Source organism: Rhodococcus koreensis, assembly GCF_900105905.1.
Classification (GTDB): domain Bacteria; phylum Actinomycetota; class Actinomycetes; order Mycobacteriales; family Mycobacteriaceae; genus Rhodococcus_F; species Rhodococcus_F koreensis.
The window spans coordinates 750,390-765,257 of the sequence record NZ_FNSV01000005.1; the positions used below are offsets into that span (position 1 = coordinate 750,390).

The window sequence follows — 14,868 nt, forward strand, 5'->3', positions numbered from 1 at the left end:
ACGACGACGGTCCTGGACGCCGCCTCACCCTGCGCCCTTGACAAACCGGCGTACATATCAGGTAGCTAGGGGTACTTGGCTTTCGACAGAAATGCCATCGCAATCTTCTTTGTACGTTGCGTTGCGTGCCGCGTGCCGAGGCGGAAGGGTGGCGAACGTCCCCGAGTACTGAACACCGGGAAGTCACGGGACATGCCCCAGACAGGGGTTCGGCCGGGAATGCTTTCGCATTCTCGGCCGGATCTCTGCTTCTCGAGTTTTTCACCGTTACCGATGACTCTCTCGATCCGCGAATCTCAATCTACGCGCGCCCCGCGGCCCACCGCAATGCCGCGGATCGACTCGTCACCGGTGCTGCCGACGAGGGTGCGGCGGGCGGGCGGGTCGGACATCTCGGGTATCCGCCGCGGGGCGCCCCGCGGCGGACACCACCACCGCGCCTCCGAGTGTGTGTCCGTCTACGGGCTCAGCTGTTCGCCGGTGACGAGGAAGATCACCCGGCGCCCGACCACGACGGTGTGGTCGCCGAAACGTTCGTAGAAGCGGCCCAACAAGGTCGCATCGACCGCGGCGGTGATGCTGCCCGTCCAGGCCGGGTCCTGGATCAGGGTGAGCAGTCGTCGGTGCAGGTCGTCGAGCTCGTCGTCGCGCCTGCCGAGCTCGGCGGCCAGTCCGGGATCATGCGTGCGGAGGACCTGTTCGGCGAGGCCGGCCAACGCACCGGCCACCCGCCCCATCCGGGCGAGCAATTCCTCCGCCTCCCCGGAGGCGACGTGGTCGGGGTGCCGGCGGCGCACGCTCTCGGCGACGTGTTGCGCCAGCCCGCCCATTCGGCTCAGATCCGACACGAGATGCACCCCGGTGACGACCTGGCGCAGGTCCCGGGCGACCGGGGCCTGCAACGCCAGCGCCTGCTCCTCGCACGGACCGTGTAACTGCTTCTGCTCGGTAAGGTCGAACACCAGCTCCGCCTGCGGAAGGTCGGCCCGCACGAGAGCGTCGGTGGCCGTCTCGATGGCCTCCCCGGCCAGATGACACATCGACGCCAACCGGTCGGTCAGGTCGTCGAGCTGCTCGTGAAACTTCATCCGCATACGCATCATCATCGTGCACCCCGCCGGAAGCCGGGCGCCGGGCTTCCGCGCTCGTCCCGAATAGTTACCAGGAGGTCGCGTCGCCGGTGCCGGCGGACGCCGGTCGCGCGTGCCGCGGCGTGAGAGGCCGGTGCTCGCCGCGGCGTAGCCGGTGGGCGTGCCGTCTGCGGTCGGTCTCGGTCATGCCGCCCCAGATTCCGTAGGGTTCGCCCGCGGCCAGGGCGTGGTCGCGGCACCGGCCGAGCACGGGGCAGTCCTCGCAGATCCGCCGGGCCCGTTCTTCGCGTCGGGCCCGGGCCTGACCGCGTTCCCCGTCCGGGGAGAAGAACACCGACGATTCGATGCCGCGGCACGCGGCGTCCTCTCGCCAGTCCCGGTCACCGGGGGTGATCTCCGCGGCGGGCGGCGATGCGGGTCCTACGGGCAACACAGCGGTTCCTTCCATTCCCGAAGCATGAGAGCCGTCGAGACGGATCCGCACGCCAGGAAGCCTTTCCATGGTGACGGGTATCGGTTACGCCTCGTTTCAGATAACAAAACCGAATACCCTGTTTTTGAGATATACCGGAGAGGCCGATGTCCGCGCCACCCGGTCGCATGTCCAACAGGCCACGCACGCTGCGAGGCAACCTCATCGTGCGATCGGAGGCCGGGGCCGAAGTCGATTGCCGACGCGGTGCGGGCGCACAACGCGTTGTCGGTCGTCGCGCGGCAAGATTTCGTTGCGTAGCAGCACCCGGAGCACGAATCCAAATTTTGCTGGTGGAGATCCATTGTTCGAATGCTGCTTATTCGTTTCAGTGAGGTCGGGCCTTCACGAAGCCGGCGACGCAAGATGTTCTTCCCATCTGCGGGGCGGAGCAGTCTCTTCGCCCGGCCTCGGGTCAGCCGGCGCAGTCGCGGCAGATCATCTGCCCGCCGCTGGTGTCGACGAGCCGGCTGCGATGCTGGACCAGGAAACACCGGGTACAGGTGAATTCGTCGGCCCGCTTCGGGATCACCCGCACACTCAGTTCCTCCCCGGACAGATCCGCGCCGGGCAGCTCGAACGACTCGACGACGTCCGGTTCGTCGACGTCGACCACCCCGGAGCGGGGATCACCCCGCCGGGTCTGCAGTTCGTCGAGCGATTCGTCGTCCAGTTCCTCCGGACGAGTTCGCCGGGGTGCGTCGTAGTCGGTGGCCATGACTTCTCCCTGAGTTCGGGTCGGCACCGGATTCCCACCCACCTTCGGGGTGCTGTATAGACAACGTCCGGGCGGGCCGTATCGTGCCCACCCGGTGCGTCATTCGCACTGTCGATCGCCCCGGCACCGTCGGCCTCCCCCGCTGCGATGCCGGGCACGGATACGGATACGGCGGCTACCACCACGACGGCGGGTGGCACGGCCACACGATCGGCGGCACCGAATACATCGAGTACGTCGGACACAGAGCACACGACCTGATCGGCGGGCCAGATCACCGATCCATCTCCGGTCAATCTTCGCCGCATCTCAACACGTACTGTGGTGCCGTGCACGATCGACTGCCTCCCGGCCTCCCGCTGGACCCGTTCGCCGGTGACCCCGCCGACCCGGCAGCAGCCCTCGACGCCATTGAGCCGGGCCAGCCACTCGATCCCCAGGAGCGGCTCGCAGTGGAGGAAGATCTGGCCGACCTCGTCGTGTACGAGGCGCTGCTGGCACATCGGGGGATCCGCGGTCTCGTCGAATACTGCGAGGACTGTCAGCACGATCACTACCAGGATTGGGACATGCTCCGCGCCGACCTCCTCGAGCTTCTGGCCGGCGGCCCCGTCCGCCCGCACGAGCCGGCCTATGCCCCGACCCCCGAGGCGTACGCCACCTGGGACTACTGCGGCGGGTACGCCGATGCCCAGGTGAACGACGCCGCGCACGGCGCCACCTTCGACGCCTGAGGGCCCAGCCGCCACAACGGCCGGACATGTCGCATACGGGGCGGAAATCCCGCAGCGCACACGAGACACCAGATGGCCCGGTGCACCGAGCTCCGCACGACCGGCGCGGCGGAATCAGCACTTCCCTCCGCCCGATCCCGCGCCTCCCCGCACTTCCGTCGCATCGAGCTTCCCATTCTGCGCGTGGGCCCTGGACGCGATCTCCCGCGATGCCGTCCCGCTCGCACCGGCCGGTCCCACGCTCACCGGCGGCAATCGCAACACGGGCCGTGGGGGTCTCACGGGCTGAGCGACGACGATTGGCCACGGGACGGTCTGGCACCGGCCCCGTCCCGAATGCGGGCGGGGCTGTCCCGGGCGAGGCGGCCAGGGACGAGACTGAGAAGATGCTGATCCTCTCCGGAGCCAACGCCACACTCGGTACGCCGGGCAGCGTCGTCCACCTGTGTGTACGCGCGCCCGTCTCGGACCGCGCCGCGACAGCCGGGGCGGTCCGCACACTCCTTGTCGCCGACCTGACCCGACGGGTCCTCGAGGATGTGCACCGCTCACAGGTCGCACTCACCCTCCTCGCCCCCCGACCCGGTTCACCCGTGATACCAGGCGATCTCGACGCGTGGATGATCCGCCCGCCGGCGGGAATCTACGATTCCGCCGACGCCGCCGCAGCCGCAGTCGGCACCTCGGTCGGGCTCATGGTGACCGTCGCCGAGGACGACACTGCCGAGTCTGCTCTGACCGTCGGTGCCGCGGCCGGGTCCGAGCAGCTCGCCGATCTGATCCACGCCGGTCATGACCCGCTGACGCTGCGTTGTGTGCTGCTCTCGACGCCGTACCGGCAGCAAGCGCCGCTGACAATGGAACGGATCGCCGACGCGGCGGGGCTGTTGCATCGATGGCGGCAGCGCGTCGCCGACTGGAGCACACACATCTCCGTCCCGATGCCCGCAGACATCCTCGAGGCCGCGTATCGTGCCTTCGACCGAAACCTCGACGTGCCGGCGGTCCTCGACCTGATGCACCACGTCGAGTCCGACGCCGCGATCGCCCCGGGCGCCAAATTCGAAATCTTTGTCCACCTCGACCGGGTGCTCGCCTTCGATCTACCCCGCCACCTCGGCGGCCCGCACTCGTGAGATTCACCGTCCCGAGCCGCCGTGCGCCGGCGGGCAACACAGTCCCGTGTCCCGCGCCGCGGAGCTGGCACCCGGAAACGGGTACACCTGCATGCGGCTCGGGATATCACCGAGACCGGCTTCGTCAGAGGCTCACACCAACGCGGCCATCGTCGGTCAGCCTCAGCAGGCTGATTGCGGTGCTGCCGCTCTGCGCTGACGGAACCCCGTAAGGGAGTAACCCCATCGCGGAACGGCCTTCCAATCAGTGTGCGCGCGAGCGATGTCTGCCGAACGGTTGATTGGCAGTATCGTCGGCGATGGGAGCGACTTATCACCTCGCCGGGGTGGTCGGGATCCGCGAGATCGGCGCTCTGGTGTGTGCGGGCTCCTCGGGGGTGGCAGGATCCTGGCCGCCGCAGGGTCGGCTGGCCCGGGCCGATCTGCGGGCTCCGGTGACTCCGCACCAAAGGTTCGAACCCCACCGACGGGACGGTAAACAGCAGGTCAGCGCTGATATTTAGCATGCTTCGACTTGCATGTTTGCATTAGCGGTGATTCCCCGCTCTGGACGCCCGGAGGAGAATCAAGGCCATGAGCACACAGCACGATGACCACGCGATCCGCGACGGCGTGAACTGCGTAGCCCCGCCACCTGACAGTGTCATCGAGCGCGTCACCCCCGCACTCCGCGCCGCACTTTTCCGGGAGGAGAGCCGACTGACAGAGCGATGCGCCTCGGTTGCGACCGTCGAACTGCACGACGCAGCCATCAAGGCCGTGAACCTCGCGCATGCAAACCTGAGCACGTTCCTCGCCGCCGACACTGCGCATCCCGACAGTCCCACCTCGCAGAGCGACTACTACCGCTTCGCCTACGCACTGATCGATAGGATCACCGAGGCACGCAAAGCCGGCGTCGACGTCAGGCTCGACAAGCTCGAGATCCGGCGCTGACGTCAAATCAGATCAAGAGCAACGTCGGCCCGGGTGGGGCAACCCACAGTGCAGAGGTGGTGACCGGGTGTGATCCATCAAGAGATCCGGGAGTGGGTCGCCGAGTTGATGAAACTCGACATCGCCACGGCCAGCCCCGGAGAGTTGGCCAAACTCGACGCCATGACCGCGCTGGCCGAACGGCAGTATGTGCAGCAGCTGCTGAGCCTCCACGAATTCAGGCCGCTGGCGGGCTGAACCGGGCTAGACGCTAGGAGGCCACTGAACAAGGCTTGCAGTGGGGCGGGAAGAACGCCGACAAGGCCGTCTGTGCGGCATAGTCAGACCTGTGCGGTCGACAACGTGGTCGTTCTTCCCACCGATTCCAGTGTGGTTGGCGAGCATCGACATTGGCAAGGGCTGGGCGGTGGGGCGCCGGCCGGTCAGGCCAGGGCCCACACCCCGTTCTCACGGGTGAGGCCGCTGTTGACGAGGGTGCGCAGGTTCATCGATGCACATCGGGTCCGGAGCCAGGCGTCGTTCTTGCGGACGCCGAGGTATCGGAGCTTGAGACGATGGCCGTTCTTCGGTCGCGGCCCAGGCGATGATCCGCTCAACGGTCGAGCGGGTGGGATAGTCCTGCTTGAACTGCGGGGTGCGGGCCCGGGCGCGGGCGGCCCGCAGCAACTCCTCGTGCGGGTGGATGGTCATCGAACGGCCGTCTTGCGCTGTGGTGCACCGGGATCGGAGCGGGCAACCGGCGCATACCCGGCCGAAGGTCACCGTCCGCTTTGGGCTCATCGGCCTGCTGTGCCCGGCGGGGCAGGTGACGGTGCCACCGGCCTCGTCGACCGTGAAGTCGTCGAGGGTGAATCCGCCGTCCACGGCCGGGCGCAGCGGTTTGGGCTTGATCACCGTGTCGTGCCCGGCGGCCCGGTAGACGGCACGGGCTCCCCGGTACCGTAGGAGGAATCGCCGTACACCTGCAGGCCCCGGCCCTGCTGCTCGTCGGCGGCGTCGGGCTGCGGATTGTCCGCGGCATCGGCATCGGCATCGGCGGTGGCGGTTTCGCTGTCCGCGGCGGTCGGAGCCGCGTCGGAATCGGTCACCGGCTCAGCGGAAACCTTCTCCTCGTCAGCAGACTGGGGCCAGGACACGGCATCGACATCGACATCGACATCGACATCGACACGGTGGTAGCGGTCGCGGGAGATCATCTGCTCGCCGACCACCGGGTCGCTGCCGGCCTCTCCGGACGCCTTGGTGAGCTCGCAGTCGGTGATCAGTCCGGTCTCCGGTTCGGCGGCCACGTGGCCGCGGAAGCCGTCCCTGCGGTTCGACTTGGACTTACGGGTGTGCCGGGTCTCGACATCGACGGTGGAGATGGCCCGGTCCGCCGCGACCATGCGGGCAGCGCGTTCTCGGTGAAGACCATCAGCCCCACCGGAACCGACCGCAGCAAGCGGATGCACTCGGCCGGAGAGAGCGCCGAATCCGGGGCTGTCGTGGTCATGACGGTCTCCCCCGTGCGACGGGCCCGACCAGTACAACAATCAACTCACCCCGGGGTGGTGAAACAGAGGATAAGGCCACCCCGGCAAGCCAGTCGCCGAACTCACGATCACCACACCCACATGTGCTGGTCCAGCCAGGACCGGACGGGGCCCTCGTGTCCGGTGCGGCCGGGTATTTCTTCAGCCCGGTGGGCCCGATCGCAGATCGCGACGGGAAGCGTCGGCGGGCGTGGCACTGGATCTCCGCCGGAACACCCGCCTCGGGTGTCTGCACCGCCTCGCTGCGCGGCTGACTGTTCCTTTCCCGGTGCCGGTGGCCTGTGCGGCGCCTCGCATTTCGGGATCGGGTTGGGTTTGTTCACGGCGTTCCGCGGGAGATCCGGCTGGTCGTGGGTGTCGGGTGCTGGTGTGGGTACACCACCTTCGGAGCGTGGGTGTCGCGGCGGTGACCATCGGCGCCGGGAGGGGCCGGCCTCCCGTGGCCATAGGTGGTGAGGAGGAGCAGATGATCAAGAAGAAGCCCACTGCCCGGGAAGGTGTGCGGGACTGGCGGAAACCGGTGCGTGTGGACGGACCCGCGGCCGCGACCGAGCCGGCGTGTCATTTGGTGGTGGGGTTCGACCGGTATCCCGCCAGCCATCAGGCGCTGTCCTTCGCCATGGGCCTCGCGGTGCCGCTCCGTGCGTATCTGCATGTCGTCCACGTCGTGGACCTCGACGATTTTCCGGTTGAACCGGACCGGGACGATTGGGAACGGCGCATCGTCGAGACGGTCGAGCGGGAACGGACGGAGGCGTGCACCATGCTGGGTTCGCTCCCGGGGAATTGGACCTACTACTCCCATCAGGGCAACCCGGCGCACCTGTTGGCGTCGATCGCCGACGCGAATGACGCCCTGATGATCATCATCGGGCGCTCGCGGGGTGGGCTGGTGTCCGTCCTCGAGCGGGCGGTGGGCGAATCGGTGTCCTCGCACCTGATCCACCACGGCCGCCGCCCTGTTGTCCTCGTCCCCGAACACGCACCGGCACAGCGCAAGCCACGGCAGGACGCGAACTGACGCCACCGACGGCCGGGCGGCCAGTGGGGAGGTTCCGCGGTGCCCGGCGCAGGGTCCGGGCACCCGCACCGGCCACCGGCACAGGCGGGTTCCGGCCTTCACGCGCGTCCGGAGACCGGCATGGGATCTCGCTGTCCGGGGAGTGGTCAGCCGCGGGCGAGGCGGCGGACCGCGCCGCGGAGGGTGTGTTCGATCTGGGGCAGGTCGACGTCCTCGCGGGCGGTCACGGTGTTCTGGGTGGGGTTCCAGCTGATGCGGCGGTCGATCCCGGTGGCCGCGGCGGCGAGTTCGGTGCTCCACTCGCTCAGGGTCGGTTCGGGGTTGTCGACGCCTTCCCACTCGAGAATCCAGAGTGAGAGTGATTGCCACTGCAGGTCGGTGGCGTGGATGGTGCGGGTCTTCATCGGGTCCTGGCTTCTGTTGGGTCGGTGGCTGGTTTCGGTCGGCGATCTCGGCGAGCATGGGTGGTGGTGGTTCCGGCGTCGCCGCGTCGGCGACGCCGGGAGAACGGGGGTCGGGCGCGGGACTGCGAGGGAGGTGGTGGACCGCGGTCGGCCCGGGCTTCACGGGTGCGGATTTACTCGCGGTCCGGCGCTCCCACTGATCGGCGGCTCAGTGGTTTCGTGATCTGGTCCGGTTCCACCAGTTCGAAGTAGCGCGGATCGGGATTGGTTCGCGCCGCGACGATGTCGCCGTAGTTGACCATGCGGGTCGCGTCGCCGAGATGGATTCTCTCGTGGGTGCCGACGTATCGGAAATGTGGCATGCCGATCCTTCCTCGCGGGCGTGGCCGGTGACCAGGCGCACTGCCGGATGGATATGGGGTGCGCCACCACCAGATGCGCGCCGGCCCAGCTTGAGCAGTGTCGCCGAACTCCGGTTCCCGGTTCGCTCGATCCGGGAGGCGCATGCCCACCCCAGTTCACCGTCCATTCCATTTTTTCTACTTACGAAGATTAGCAATTAATCGGTTGGTAGTGAACAGGGTGCCCGCAAGACCCCCGGGGTGCACCCCGGGGGTCTTGCGGGATCAGGGGGCGGAGCGGTAGCGGGATTCGTAGGAGGCCTGTTCCTGGTCGAGTCGGCGTTGCTTGTGGAGGTTGAGGAGGCGGGGGTCGAGGCCGTGGCTGACCAACCGGTGGCGGAGGTAGATGTTCTTCAGGGCGAGAAGGAAGTACACGAACGGCAGGAACAGCAGCAGCACCATCCCGATGCGGATGATCCAGGGGCCGGGAATGAGCAGGAGCCCGACCAGGATCGGAATCAGCGGGATGAGGCAGCGGGTGGCGTAGCGGCGGGTGGCTCCGGGGCCGGTGGTGTCCGCAACAACCCACGGGTGCAGCTCGGCGGGCAGGGTGCGGCCCAGCAGGTAGCCGAGGCGTTGGCCCGCGGTGGGTTCGGGTGTTGGGGTGGGTTCGGAGGTGGGGGTCGTGTTGTCGGCGGGGTTCTCGGTCATGATCGGTCCTCGTTCGTGGTGGAGGTGTAGTGGTGTTCGGGTCGGACGAGCATGCGGGCGTAGGCGATGGCGCGCGGGGTGGTGTCGAAGAGGCGCCGGTCTTCGCTGTCGGTGGTGGTGAACACCCCGAGCGCGGCGAGGGGGCGGAGGTGTTCGGGTTTGGCTCCGGAGATCAGCACGGTGATGTGCCGGTGCTCGAGTTTGGTGATGACGTCCTTGAGGACGATCCCGCCGGTGGCGTCGATCGCGGTGATCCGCGACATCCGCAGGATCACCACCTTCACGTCGGAGACGTCGGCGAGTTCGAGCAGGAACCGGTGCGCGGCGGCGAAGAACAGGGCGCCGTCGATCCGGTACGCGACGATGTGCTCGCGGAGCAGGTCGTGTTCCTCGACCAGGTGGTCGTCGGTTTCGAGCGGGACCTGTTCGATGCGGGCGGATTTCGCGACCGCGCGGAGCGCGAGGACGGCGGCGAACCCGACTCCCACGGCGACCGCGGTGACCAGGTCGAAGACGACGGTGACCAGGAAGGTGGCCACCATCACGACCGCATCGGCGCGGGTGGCTCGGGTGATGGCCAGGATCGACGCGGTCTCGACCATCCGCACCGTGGTCGCCAGCAGCACCCCCGCCAGGGCGGCGAGCGGGATCTGCGCGACGAGCCCGGCCGCCGAATACACGATCGCCGCGAGGAGGAGCGCGTGGGTGAGGGCGGCGAGCCGGGTGCGGGCACCGGAGCGGACGTTGACGGCGGTGCGGGCGATCGCCCCGGTGGCCGGCACCCCGCCGAACAGCGGGGCGGCGATGTTCGCCAGCCCCTGCCCGAACAGTTCCCGGTCCGGGTTGTGGCGGGTTCCCACGGACATCGAGTCGGCGGCGGTCGCCGACAGCAGGGACTCGAGCGCCGCCAGCGCGGCGACCGCGAGGGCGGGGGCGATCAGCGAGGTCAGCTCACCGAGGTGCAGGAAACTCACGGTGGGCGCGGCGAACCCGGCCGGAATGGTGCCGATCCGGGCGATGTCGAGGTGAAAGAGCTGCGCGATCAGGGTGGCGGCCGCGACCGCGATCAGGGAGAACGGGACGCGGGGGAGGTAGCGGCCGCCGACGAGGATGACCGCGGCCACCGACAGTGCGGTCGCCGGGGTCAGCAGGGAGGGGTCCTGGGCGAACTGGCGGACGGCGTCGGCGGCGCTCTGCCACACCTTCTCCCCGGCGGCGCCGGTGATGCCCAGCGCGGCGGGAAACTGCTGCAACGCGATGACGACGGCGATCCCGGCGGTGAAGCCCTCGATCACCGGGGCCGGCATGTACCGCACGGCCCGGCCCACCCCGGCGAACGCCAGGACGACCAGCACCATTCCGGCGATCAGCCCGACCGCGAGCACCCCGATCGGCCCGTACTGGCCGACGATCGGCACCAGTACGACGGTCATCGCCCCGGTCGGGCCCGACACCTGGAAGCGGGACCCGCCGAACACGGCCGCCACCGCCCCGGCGATGACGGCGGTGGTCAGTCCGGCGGCGGCGCCGAGGCCGGAACTGATGCCGAACCCCAACGCCAGCGGCAGCGCCACCAGCGCGACGATCAACCCCGCCAGCAGGTCCGCGGCTGGGGCACCGGCCGCGGGTTTCCACTCACCCCAGCGCGGCAGCAGCGCGGCCACCGACCGCGCCACCCGCACCAGGGTGCTTCCGGTCGCGTCGGCCGGGCCGATGGGGGTGGATGGTTCGGTCATCGACGTTCCTCGGTAGTGACGGCCAGCGGGCCATATCCTCTATAATTGCTAATGTTAGCAAGTAACCATCATGGAAAGTTCTGTGATGCGGGTAACCCCGATCACCGCCCTGCGGGGGCGGATTCTGCACTGCACCGACTGCGGACGGTGGTGCCGGGTGTCGGCGCTGCGGGCCGGCGAGGACCGCTGCCCGGGATGTGAGCGCTGCGGCCTGCTCGTCGCCGGCACCGGACAATGGTTTGCGCCCGAACGGCATTCGGGCTGACCCCCGCGCGCCCGACGGCCGGGGCGCGCACCGGTGGACGCTGTCAGAAGCAGGGCTGCGACCACCGGGATTCCCCGCCCCCGGGCGCTAGGTCGCGTCGGGGATCGGTGGTGGCGGCGTGGCGGGACGCGGCCGCGGCGAGCCGCTGCCGCAGGGCGGCGAGTTCCTCGCGCAGGACGTCGGGCAGCCTGTTGCCGCCGATGCTGGCGAACCACTCGTCGATCAGCCGAAGTTCGGTGACCCATTCGGTGGGGTCCACCCGCAGCGCGGCGGCGATCTTGATGTGGTCGAACTTCAGGCCCGTCAGGTCGAGGTCGCCCGGGGTGGGCACGTTGCCGAGCGGGGTCGCCTCGGCTTCGGCGGTGCCCTCGATCCGCCGCAACGCCCACTCGAGGACCCGGGAGTTCTCCCCGAAGCCGGGCCAGAGGAACTCGTCGTCATCGCCGCGACGGAACCAGTTGACGTAGAAGATCTTCGGCAACAGCTCCGGGCTGGTCGTCTCGCCGATGTCGAGCCAGTGCTGAAAGTAGTCCCCGACGTGGTAGCCGAGGAACGGCAGCATCGCCATCGGGTCGCGGCGCACCACACCGACCCGCCCGGTGGCGGCGGCGGTGGTCTCCGAGGACAGGGTCGCGGCCAGGAACACCCCATGCCGCCAACTCAATGATTCGGTGACCAGCGGGATGGTGGTGGCGCGGCGGCCGCCGAAGAAGATCGCCGAGATCGGCACCCCGGCCCGATCGTCCCATTCGGGGGCGACGGTCGGGCACTGTCCGATCGGGGTGCAGTACCGGGAGTTCGGGTGCGCCGCAGCCTCTCCGGAGGCCGGGGTCCAGTCCCGTCGTTTCCAGTCCGTCAGGTGCGGCGGCGGCGTGTCGGTCATCCCTTCCCACCAGATGTCACCGTCGTCGGTGAGGGCGACGTTGGTGAAGATCGAGTTACCCCGCGCGATGGTGGCCATGGCGTGCGGGTTGGTGTGGACGCCGGTGCCGGGGGCGACGCCGAAGAACCCGGTCTCCGGGTTGACCGCGTAGAGCCGGCCGTCGTCACCGAACCGGAGCCAGGCTATGTCGTCGCCGATGGTTTCGGCGGTCCACCCGCCCAGGGTGGGGTCGAGCATCGCCAGGTTGGTCTTGCCGCAGGCCGACGGGAACGCCGCCGCGACATAGCGCACCGTCTGCTCGGGTGAGGTGAGTTTGAGGATGAGCATGTGCTCGGCCAGCCAGCCCTCGTCCCTGGCCATCTTCGACGCGATCCGCAGCGCGTAGCACTTCTTGCCGAGCAGGGCGTTGCCGCCGTAGCCGGAGCCGTAACTCCAGATGGTGCGCTCCTCCGGGAAGTGGGAAATGTATTTGGTGTGGTCGCACGGCCACGGCACGTCCACCTGACCCGGGGACAGCGGGGCGCCGACCGAGTGCAGGCATCGGACGAAGTCGGTGCCCGCGGTGAGCCTGTCCCAGACCGGGGTGCCGGAGCGGGTCATGATCTGCATCGACACCGCCACGTACTCCGAATCGGTGATCTGGACCCCGAACTTCGGCTCGGCCGCATCGAGGGGCCCCATGCAGAACGCGATGACGTACATCGTGCGCCCGGCCATCGCGCCGCGGTAGTGCTCGGTCATCACCGTCTTCATGTCGACCGGGTCCATCCAATTGTTCGTCGGACCCGCGTCCGCCTGGAACCGGGAGCAGAGGAAGGTGCGGTCCTCGACCCGGGCCACGTCCTCCGGGTCGGAGGCGCACCAGAAGGAGTTCGGTTTGCGCCCCAGTCGCACGAAGGTGCCCTTGTCCACCAAGTGGGTGGTCAGCCGGTCCCACTCGCCGGCGCTGCCATCGCACCACACCACCTCGCCCGGTGCCGTGAGGGCGGCGACCTCGCCCACCCAGGACACGACGGCGGGATGCGCGGTCGGGGCAGTACCCCCGGCGGGGCCGGGGGCGGTGAGGGTGCTCACGGGTGTTCTCCTTCAAAACTATTCGACAGAATGTGCTGCGTGCGGCGCGGTGCGGTCGATCACCGCTGTGGATCGCGATACGGGACGGGATGGCCGAGGGCCCGGCTCACGTGGCGGGCGACCGCGGGCACCAGCCGCCGGTCACCGGCGGACGGCAGCATCTGGTCGGCGGGGGTGATCAGTGCCAGCGCCCGCACGCACGCGGCCACCACCTCGACCGTCACGGTCCGCACGCCGTGCCCACACAGCGCGGCGAGCAGCCCGGGCAGCGCCAGCGTGCCATAGGTGAAGGCGTCGGCGGGGGCCGTCACCGTGCGACCGACTGCCGCACCATCGGGGGCGCAGCCGGCGAGATCGACCAGGACATCGTTGTGGTCCATCAACCGGCGCAGCGGGAACGCCTCGGCATCGCGCTCGTGCCAGCTGCTCAGATCCCCGACCCCGGAGGCGATCAACACCGGCGCCAGCAACGGCGCCCACGACGCGCCGGTGATCACGACCCGGCCGGCGCGTGGCGGGACGCTGCGGCGGCGCAGGGTGGTGATCGTCGCGGCCGCCACCGCCGCCGTCAGCACGTCCAGTTCGGTGAGGACCACGGGCCCGCCGCGCTCGATCACCTCACGCGCCACCGCCGCGGAGTCCACCGGCCCCAACCCGACCACGAACACCGCCGACACCCCACCCGGGAGCCCCCGGATGCGCTCGGTCAGCACGTGCGGGTCGCCCGTGGTCACCGGAACGCAGAGCGGGCGCATCGGTGTCCGCTCTCGGATGAGAGCCGCATAATCCTCCATCGCGACCCACGGCGACCGGGTCCGCGCCGACCCGGCCGTGCGCGAGCCGGTGGTGGACACCGCGACGACGCCAACGCTGATTCCGGTCAACGCCATGCCGGGGTCGTCGGGCAGACCGCTGGCACCACCGTCGTGATTGTTCGTCACCGCCCACTTCTCCTTTTCTCTTTCCCGATCGAGGGCGTCCCATGCCACCCGTATTCGCACGATGTACGCACTTAAGAAAATTCGCAACCAACTAAGGCAATGGAGGGATTCCTGCCTTGGTGGGCCCCCGTCAGCCCCCGGTTTCACCCACCAAGGCAGGAGGTTCGGACACGTCCTCGAGTACCTCGGCCTGCCCGGCGACCACCCCGGTCAAGATCCCCCGCGCGACCCGCAGCAGCTCGGCGATGCGGGGGGAGGTCAGCGCGTAGGACACCGATAGGCCCTCGCGGCGGGCGGTGACCAGGCCGGCCCGGCGCAGGATCGACAGCTGCTGCGACAGGTTCGCCGGCTCGATGCCCACCTCGGGCAGCATCTCGGACACGGCGTGTTCGCGTTCGCTGAGCAGCTCGAGGACCCGGATGCGCGCCGGGTGCCCCAACGTTTTGAAGAAGTCCGCCTTCATCTGATACAGCGGTTGGCGCGAGTTCGCGGTCATGGCTCCTCCTGTCGTCCGGGTCGAGCCAGCGCCGGCGAGATACGTGTCGCGCCCGCCGCGGCGCCGGGCCTGCTGCCCCGCCTGCAACCCGCAACTCCGGCAGGTTGTGTTACTTGCGAATCTTAGCAATTTGCTAGTGTTCGTGCTGCAGAGCAGCCGCCCGAATCGGCTCGTGGTGAGTGTCGCTTCGCGCCGGGCGCACCCGCGCCGGTGGAGAGGATGGTGCGAAAGATCCCCTCGGCGGCGTCGATCGTCCCGGTCAACGGAGGCCGCCTCGCCCCCATACAGTCTCCGCTACCGGTAACCGACGGGTCGGTGAAGGCGCGGCGGGCATCGTGTCGCCGGGCTTGACGACCGAGCGCCCACGCACAAGGCCT

18 protein-coding genes and 1 pseudogene are annotated in these 14,868 nt (G+C 68.9%); 6 read left to right on the forward strand and 13 right to left on the reverse strand.

Translation table 11 applies throughout. The annotated features are described in order from the left end of the window. Window positions 1-458: 458 nt before the first annotated feature. From BLV94_RS08045 to BLV94_RS08055, 3 genes are all read right to left on the reverse strand, one after another. Window positions 459-1,094, reverse strand: coding sequence for a phosphate signaling complex PhoU family protein (locus BLV94_RS08045; RefSeq protein WP_072951512.1), 636 nt, complete (start codon window positions 1,092-1,094; stop codon window positions 459-461). Window positions 1,095-1,158: 64 nt separating this feature from the next. Then, the gene (locus BLV94_RS08050) at window positions 1,159-1,539 is read right to left on the reverse strand and encodes a WhiB family transcriptional regulator (protein ID WP_371851625.1); all 381 of its coding nucleotides are present in this window, start codon (window positions 1,537-1,539) and stop codon (window positions 1,159-1,161) included. A 439-nt stretch (window positions 1,540-1,978) separates the two neighbouring features. After that, complete coding sequence (locus BLV94_RS08055) at window positions 1,979-2,281, reverse strand: DUF4193 domain-containing protein (RefSeq protein ID WP_072951515.1); 303 nt, start codon at window positions 2,279-2,281, stop codon at window positions 1,979-1,981. A gap of 329 nt (window positions 2,282-2,610) precedes the next feature. On the opposite strand from BLV94_RS08055, the gene BLV94_RS08060 reads away from it, so the two are divergent. The 4 genes from BLV94_RS08060 to BLV94_RS49470 all read left to right on the forward strand — a co-directional run bounded on the left by BLV94_RS08060 (window position 2,611) and on the right by BLV94_RS49470 (window position 5,324). Beyond that, the gene (locus tag BLV94_RS08060; protein ID WP_072951536.1) at window positions 2,611-3,015 is read left to right on the forward strand and encodes a DUF5319 family protein; all 405 of its coding nucleotides are present in this window, start codon (window positions 2,611-2,613) and stop codon (window positions 3,013-3,015) included. A gap of 386 nt (window positions 3,016-3,401) precedes the next feature. Next, window positions 3,402-4,151: a cysteine--tRNA ligase gene (locus tag BLV94_RS08065; protein ID WP_072951518.1), complete on the forward strand. Its 750-nt coding sequence runs from the start codon at window positions 3,402-3,404 to the stop codon at window positions 4,149-4,151. A 573-nt stretch (window positions 4,152-4,724) separates the two neighbouring features. After that, window positions 4,725-5,087 (forward strand): hypothetical protein, encoded by a 363-nt coding sequence (locus BLV94_RS08070; RefSeq protein ID WP_072951520.1) that lies wholly within the window; start codon window positions 4,725-4,727, stop codon window positions 5,085-5,087. A 69-nt stretch (window positions 5,088-5,156) separates the two neighbouring features. After that, window positions 5,157-5,324 carry a hypothetical protein gene (locus BLV94_RS49470; RefSeq protein WP_167372148.1) on the forward strand — a complete coding sequence of 56 codons (168 nt, stop codon included), beginning with the start codon at window positions 5,157-5,159 and terminating at the stop codon, window positions 5,322-5,324. Window positions 5,325-5,509: 185 nt separating this feature from the next. On the opposite strand, the gene BLV94_RS50740 is transcribed toward BLV94_RS49470, so the two are convergent. From BLV94_RS50740 to BLV94_RS52065, 3 genes and pseudogenes are all read right to left on the reverse strand, one after another. Continuing rightward, on the reverse strand, window positions 5,510-5,683 hold the full coding sequence (locus BLV94_RS50740) for a hypothetical protein (RefSeq protein ID WP_244163557.1): 174 nt from the start codon (window positions 5,681-5,683) through the stop codon (window positions 5,510-5,512). A gap of 31 nt (window positions 5,684-5,714) precedes the next feature. Then, a pseudogene (locus BLV94_RS52060) lies at window positions 5,715-5,867 on the reverse strand (transposase); the annotation flags it as partial. A gap of 110 nt (window positions 5,868-5,977) precedes the next feature. Further along, a complete protein-coding gene (locus BLV94_RS52065; RefSeq protein ID WP_167372149.1) occupies window positions 5,978-6,472 on the reverse strand; it encodes a hypothetical protein in 495 nt (164 codons plus the stop codon). Window positions 6,473-7,085: 613 nt separating this feature from the next. Between BLV94_RS52065 and BLV94_RS08085 the strand changes: the two genes are divergently transcribed. Further along, a complete protein-coding gene (locus tag BLV94_RS08085; RefSeq protein ID WP_072951525.1) occupies window positions 7,086-7,640 on the forward strand; it encodes a universal stress protein in 555 nt (184 codons plus the stop codon). Window positions 7,641-7,786: 146 nt separating this feature from the next. On the opposite strand, the gene BLV94_RS08090 is transcribed toward BLV94_RS08085, so the two are convergent. The 4 genes from BLV94_RS08090 to BLV94_RS08105 form a co-directional block, all read right to left on the reverse strand. Further along, window positions 7,787-8,044, reverse strand: coding sequence for a hypothetical protein (locus BLV94_RS08090; protein WP_072951528.1), 258 nt, complete (start codon window positions 8,042-8,044; stop codon window positions 7,787-7,789). A 173-nt stretch (window positions 8,045-8,217) separates the two neighbouring features. After that, complete coding sequence (locus BLV94_RS08095; protein ID WP_072951530.1) at window positions 8,218-8,406, reverse strand: hypothetical protein; 189 nt, start codon at window positions 8,404-8,406, stop codon at window positions 8,218-8,220. A 264-nt stretch (window positions 8,407-8,670) separates the two neighbouring features. Continuing rightward, window positions 8,671-9,096, reverse strand: a complete 426-nt coding sequence (locus BLV94_RS08100) for a DUF5313 family protein (protein ID WP_072951532.1) — start codon at window positions 9,094-9,096, stop codon at window positions 8,671-8,673. Further along, window positions 9,093-10,832 (reverse strand): SulP family inorganic anion transporter, encoded by a 1,740-nt coding sequence (locus BLV94_RS08105; protein WP_074933689.1) that lies wholly within the window; start codon window positions 10,830-10,832, stop codon window positions 9,093-9,095. The genes BLV94_RS08100 and BLV94_RS08105 overlap by 4 nt, the downstream gene beginning before the upstream one ends. 85 nt (window positions 10,833-10,917) lie before the next feature. Between BLV94_RS08105 and BLV94_RS08110 the strand changes: the two genes are divergently transcribed. Continuing rightward, window positions 10,918-11,097 carry a hypothetical protein gene (locus BLV94_RS08110; protein ID WP_072951128.1) on the forward strand — a complete coding sequence of 60 codons (180 nt, stop codon included), beginning with the start codon at window positions 10,918-10,920 and terminating at the stop codon, window positions 11,095-11,097. A gap of 43 nt (window positions 11,098-11,140) precedes the next feature. Here BLV94_RS08110 and BLV94_RS08115 read toward each other — a convergent pair whose 3' ends face one another. The 3 genes from BLV94_RS08115 to BLV94_RS08125 all read right to left on the reverse strand — a co-directional run bounded on the left by BLV94_RS08115 (window position 11,141) and on the right by BLV94_RS08125 (window position 14,491). Next, entirely contained in the window at window positions 11,141-13,054 is a 1,914-nt protein-coding gene (locus tag BLV94_RS08115; RefSeq protein WP_072951129.1) for a phosphoenolpyruvate carboxykinase (GTP), read from the reverse strand. 59 nt (window positions 13,055-13,113) lie between these two features. After that, window positions 13,114-13,995: a hypothetical protein gene (locus BLV94_RS08120; protein WP_072951131.1), complete on the reverse strand. Its 882-nt coding sequence runs from the start codon at window positions 13,993-13,995 to the stop codon at window positions 13,114-13,116. A 130-nt stretch (window positions 13,996-14,125) separates the two neighbouring features. Then, window positions 14,126-14,491 (reverse strand): ArsR/SmtB family transcription factor, encoded by a 366-nt coding sequence (locus tag BLV94_RS08125; protein ID WP_005263702.1) that lies wholly within the window; start codon window positions 14,489-14,491, stop codon window positions 14,126-14,128. Between the last annotated feature and the right edge of the window lie 377 nt (window positions 14,492-14,868).

Excerpts from the sequence above, each read along its gene's own strand:
- BLV94_RS08045 (WP_072951512.1), bottom strand. The coding sequence starts at position 1,094 with ATGCGGATGAAGTTTCACGAGCAGCTCGACGACCTGACCGACCGGTTG.
- BLV94_RS08050 (WP_371851625.1), bottom strand. The coding sequence starts at position 1,539 with ATGGAAGGAACCGCTGTGTTGCCCGTAGGACCCGCATCGCCGCCCGCC.
- BLV94_RS08055 (WP_072951515.1), bottom strand. The coding sequence starts at position 2,281 with ATGGCCACCGACTACGACGCACCCCGGCGAACTCGTCCGGAGGAACTG.
- BLV94_RS08065 (WP_072951518.1), top strand. The coding sequence starts at position 3,402 with ATGCTGATCCTCTCCGGAGCCAACGCCACACTCGGTACGCCGGGCAGC.
- BLV94_RS08070 (WP_072951520.1), top strand. The coding sequence starts at position 4,725 with ATGAGCACACAGCACGATGACCACGCGATCCGCGACGGCGTGAACTGC.
- BLV94_RS52065 (WP_167372149.1), bottom strand. The coding sequence starts at position 6,472 with ATGGTCGCGGCGGACCGGGCCATCTCCACCGTCGATGTCGAGACCCGG.
- BLV94_RS08085 (WP_072951525.1), top strand. The coding sequence starts at position 7,086 with ATGATCAAGAAGAAGCCCACTGCCCGGGAAGGTGTGCGGGACTGGCGG.
- BLV94_RS08090 (WP_072951528.1), bottom strand. The coding sequence starts at position 8,044 with ATGAAGACCCGCACCATCCACGCCACCGACCTGCAGTGGCAATCACTC.
- BLV94_RS08095 (WP_072951530.1), bottom strand. The coding sequence starts at position 8,406 with ATGCCACATTTCCGATACGTCGGCACCCACGAGAGAATCCATCTCGGC.
- BLV94_RS08100 (WP_072951532.1), bottom strand. The coding sequence starts at position 9,096 with ATGACCGAGAACCCCGCCGACAACACGACCCCCACCTCCGAACCCACC.
- BLV94_RS08105 (WP_074933689.1), bottom strand. The coding sequence starts at position 10,832 with ATGACCGAACCATCCACCCCCATCGGCCCGGCCGACGCGACCGGAAGC.
- BLV94_RS08110 (WP_072951128.1), top strand. The coding sequence starts at position 10,918 with ATGCGGGTAACCCCGATCACCGCCCTGCGGGGGCGGATTCTGCACTGC.
- BLV94_RS08125 (WP_005263702.1), bottom strand. The coding sequence starts at position 14,491 with ATGACCGCGAACTCGCGCCAACCGCTGTATCAGATGAAGGCGGACTTC.